Genomic DNA, 4252 nt, shown 5'->3' on the forward strand with positions numbered 1-4252 from the left:
GTGCCCCCCGGTGCGGGACGGGGCGCCGTGTGCATGGCAGTGTGCGCCGCCCGGAGCGCCGGGCCGGATCCGGCCACCGGTGGGGGAAATTCCGCGCACTGCGGGCGAGTTGCCGACAGGCCGCAGCGCGCGTCAGCTAGCGTGGGTGGAGCGGCCGGCCAAGCGGAACCCCGCCCACCGCCCGACCTGCGCCGCCGCCCACTGGGCCCCGGTGCTCCGGATACGATCGGTGTCCACCCGCTCACTCCCCGAGAGCGGTCCTGGTCGCACCGGCCCCCGGGCGCCACGGGCACATGCCGACGGGATATTCGGCCAATCCGTCAAACGCCACTGGCGGACAGCCGCGCGACGGCCCCAGACTCTCAACGCGGCACTCAGCTGCCGCCGGGCCCGCCACCCTGGGCCCCTCTGTGTGCGACCCCCCCTCTCTCTCCCAGGCCTCTCCGGTCCAGTGGTGCCGTACGCCGTGCAGCGGCGTGCGGCCCGCTGCTCGACGCCCCCTGGAGGAAACCCGATGGACATGCGCTACGAGGCGTACTCCTATGCCGACCCGCTCTTCTACGACTCCCCGGTGCGTTGGGCCGCCCTGGAGGAGTTCCCCGCCGCGAGTGAGCCCGCCCCGCCCGGCTGGGCGTGCAACACCCGCGAGGTCTGGGTGGGCTACCAGCCGGAGGACCTCGCGCTGCCCGAGCAGGGCTGGAAGATCCACGTCTCGGCCGGGCTGGAGAACGCCGCGCGGATCCTCGACACGGTGCGGGCGTACTGCTTCGCCCACCGGGTCCCGTTCAAGTTCCTGCGCAGCATCACGCTGGTCCAGACGCAGAACGCGAAGTACGCCTCGCGCGGGTCCAGCGGGAAGTTCATGACCCTCTACCCGGTCGGCGACGAGGCGCTGGAACGATGTCTGGTCGACCTCGACGCGGCGCTGGCCGGCGAGTCCGGGCCGTACATCCTCAGTGACCTGCGCTGGCGCAACGGGCCGCTCTACCTGCGGTACGGCGGCTTCGTCGAGCAGCTCTGCCGGACCGAGACGGGGGAGCTGGTCCTCGCCTTCCGCGAACCCTCGGGTGCGCTGCGCCCGGACGTGCGGCGCGCCGTCTTCGAAGTCCCCGACTGGGCGCCGGTGCCCGCCGTGCTCGCCCGGGCGCTGGCCGACGCCGGGCAGGCCAGCACGGACGCCTTCCCGTACGCGGTCGAGCGGGCGCTGCACTTCTCCAACGGCGGCGGCATCTACCTGGCCCGGCCCGCCGACGGCGGCCCCGAGGTGGTGCTCAAGGAGGCCCGGCCGTACGCCGGACTGGACCAGCGCGGCGAGGACGCCGTCACCCGGCTCGGTCGCGAGCACGAGGTGCTGCAGCGGCTCGCGGGCATCGACGCCGTCCCCGTGGCGCTCGGCTACCTGACCGCCTGGGAGCACCACTTCCTGGTCCAGGAGTACGTCGAGGGCGAGCCGCTGCACCGCTGGTTCGGTCTCAACTACCCTCTGGTGCACCCGAATCCGGAGCAGGAGGCGATTGAGGAGTACCGCACCGCGGCACTGCGGGTGCTGGACGGCGTGGCGCGCGGCCTGGCCGAGATCCACCGGCGCGGCATCGTCTTCGGCGACCTGCACCCGCGCAACCTGATCGTCCGCCCGGACGGCCGGATCGCCTTCGTCGACTTCGAACTCGCCTCGCCCGTCGACGAGTTCCTCCGGCCGGCGCTGGGCGCCGCCGGGTTCGCGGCACCGGCGGAGCTGACCGGCTTCGCGGTGGACGAGCACGCCCTGGCCGCGCTGCGGCTGTGGCTGTTCCTGCCGCTGATGCCGCTGACCGTGCTCGGCCCCGGCCACGGGCAGCGGCTGGTCCGCGCCGCCCGGGAACGGTTCGCGCTCGCCCCCGACGTGCTGCCGGACCCGCCGGCCGCCGCCGGCGCGCCGGCGGTGCCCGGCTTCGAGGACCTGCTGACCGGCGACCGGGCCGACTGGCCCCGGCTGCGGGACGGGCTCTGCGCGGCCGTCACCGCCAGCGCGACGCCGGAGCGGGACGACCGGCTCTTCCCCGGCGACCCGGGCCAGTTCACCCACGACGGGCTGGGGCTGTCCTACGGCGCGGCCGGCGTGCTGTGGGCGCTGCACACGGCCGGCGCCGCGGTCGACCCCGACCACGTCCGGTGGCTGGTCGCGGCGGTGCACCGGGAACCCTGCCGGTCCGGCCTGTTCCTCGGCGCGCACGGCGTGGCCTACGTGCTGGACCTGCTGGGCCGGCCCGCCGACGCGCTCGACCTGCTGGACCGGCTGGCCAAGGACGACCAGCAGGCACTCGGCCCCGACCTGGCCGGCGGTCTGGCCGGCGTCGGCCTGACGCTGCACCACTTCGCCGGTGTCACCGGGGACCGGGCCCTGCGCGAGTCCGCGCTGACGGCCGCCGGCCGCGCCGCGGACCTGCTCGGCCTGGACCGGCCGGGCCCGCCCGGGGCCGGGACCGCCGGGGCCCGGGTGGGCCTGATGCACGGCGCCACCGGCCTGGCGCTGCTCCTGCTGCGGCTGTACGAGGACACCGGCGACGACGCGCTGCTCGACCTCGCCGGACGCGCGCTCGACCGCGACCTGACGCGCTGCGTGCTGGCCGAGGACGGCACCCTGCAGGTCGACGACGGCAGCCGGGTGCTGCCCTACCTGGAGTCCGGCAGCGCGGGCATCGCCGCGGTCCTCGACCCCTACCTGCGGCACCGCCCCGACCCGGAGCAGTCCCGGCAGCTGGAGCTGATCCGCGCCGCCGCCGAACCGGAGTTCATCGTCCAGTCGGGCCTCTTCAACGGCCGGGCCGGGCTGCTCGCCCTGCTCGCCGGCCCGGCGGGGGAGGAGCCCGAACGGCCGGAGGTGATCCGGCGCCACGTCCGGCGGCTGGCCTGGCACGCCATCCCCCACCAGGGCCACCCGGCCTTCCCCGGGGAGCAGTTGCTGCGGCTGTCGATGGACCTCGCCACCGGCACCGCCGGCGTGCTGGCCGCCCTCGGCACCGTGTTCGACGGGACCCCGCCGATGCCGTTCTGGCCCGGCGCACCCGGGCCGGACGCGACGGACCGGGACACGCCGGCCGCGGACTGCTCCTGACCTTCCGCCGACCCGCACGCCGGGCGCCCCCGCGGCGCCGGCGGGCACCCCTCGCGGCGCACGACGCCGCCCACGAGTTCCGGCACCCGCCGGAGGCACAACACCACAACCCGAATGGGAGTGCACCATGTCGATCCTGAGCCTGCAGGCCCTGGAGACCACCGACGAGACCATCGAGTACCGCTCGGTCCTCAGCTCGCTGAGCGCCGTCAACTGCACCAACAGCACGGTCAGCACCCTCCTCTGCGTCTGACCGAGTGCGAGCGGCCGGCCGTGCGCCGGTGCCACGGCCGCCGCTCGCGGTAGCCGCCTGCGGGCCCTGGTCCCTCGATCGGGGCCCGCAGTGCGTTCCCGACCCGTCGAGCCGCCCGCCCGGCCTGGAGGGAGAGCGGTTCAGCCGCCTCCGAGCCGGCACGAGGACGAGCGGCCCGCCCGCCCCGCCGGGCGCGCAGCCGGGCCACCCACCCGGCCGGCGCCGCGCCGGTCCGACAGGACCCGAAAGAGCGGGCCCAGGCCCACCCGACCGGAGGTCGCCATGCCGATCGATCCCGCCGCGTCCACCGCCCCCCGACCGGACCCGGCCGAGCAGGACGGCGGGGTGGAGCACGCGGCCGCACCGGAACCGGGCAGCACCGCGGCCCGGGCCCGCACGGCGGAACCGGACGGCACGCCCGAACAGGACGGTGCGGCGGTGAAGCCGGATCGCGCCGGAGCACCGGGCACCGCCGGGCAGGACACCGCGCCACCGGCCGCGGCGGGGCCGCCGGCCGCCGGCGGGCTGCGCCAAGTGCTCGGCCTGGCCCGGGGCTGGTCCGCGGTGCTGGCCGTCGCGGTGGCCGCCGGTACCGGCGCGACGCTGGCGCTGCCCGCCGTCCTGGCCCGGGCCGTCGACGGCGCGCTGGGCGGCCGCGGCAGCCAGGCGGCCGTGCCGCTGGCGGCCGTGCTCGCCCTGCTGGCCGGCGCCGACGCCCTCGGCCAGTACGCCGGGCCCCGGATCTGCGCCGACGCCGCCGCGCGGCTGCGCGGGAGCGCCGTCCACCGGGTGCTGGCCGGCAGCCCGCTGGCCGCCGGCCGGCTCCCGGTCGGCGAGGTCGCGGCCCGGCTGACCGCGAGCGCCCCGCAGGCCGCCCTCGCGGCGCCCGCCGTGGTGTACACGGC

At 76.9% G+C, this 4252-nt stretch carries 2 protein-coding genes and 1 pseudogene; all 3 read left to right on the top strand.

Annotated elements, in window-relative coordinates:
- Positions 1 to 514 precede the first annotated feature (514 nt).
- Positions 515 to 3094 carry a class III lanthionine synthetase LanKC gene (gene lanKC / locus ACFW1A_RS39110; protein ID WP_380418216.1) on the top strand — a complete coding sequence of 860 codons (2580 nt, stop codon included), beginning with the start codon at positions 515 to 517 and terminating at the stop codon, positions 3092 to 3094.
- Between the two features lie 127 nt (positions 3095 to 3221).
- Positions 3222 to 3347: a SapB/AmfS family lanthipeptide gene (locus ACFW1A_RS39115; RefSeq protein WP_380418218.1), complete on the top strand. Its 126-nt coding sequence runs from the start codon at positions 3222 to 3224 to the stop codon at positions 3345 to 3347.
- Positions 3348 to 3629: 282 nt separating this feature from the next.
- Positions 3630 to 4252 (top strand): annotated as a pseudogene (locus ACFW1A_RS39120) (hypothetical protein); the annotation flags it as partial.

It is taken from the genome of Kitasatospora sp. NPDC058965, assembly GCF_042741245.1.
GTDB lineage: Bacteria > Actinomycetota > Actinomycetes > Streptomycetales > Streptomycetaceae > Kitasatospora.

Coding starts and splice junctions, on each gene's coding strand:
- lanKC (WP_380418216.1), top strand. CDS start 515: ATGGACATGCGCTACGAGGCGTACTCCTATGCCGACCCGCTCTTCTAC.
- ACFW1A_RS39115 (WP_380418218.1), top strand. CDS start 3,222: ATGTCGATCCTGAGCCTGCAGGCCCTGGAGACCACCGACGAGACCATC.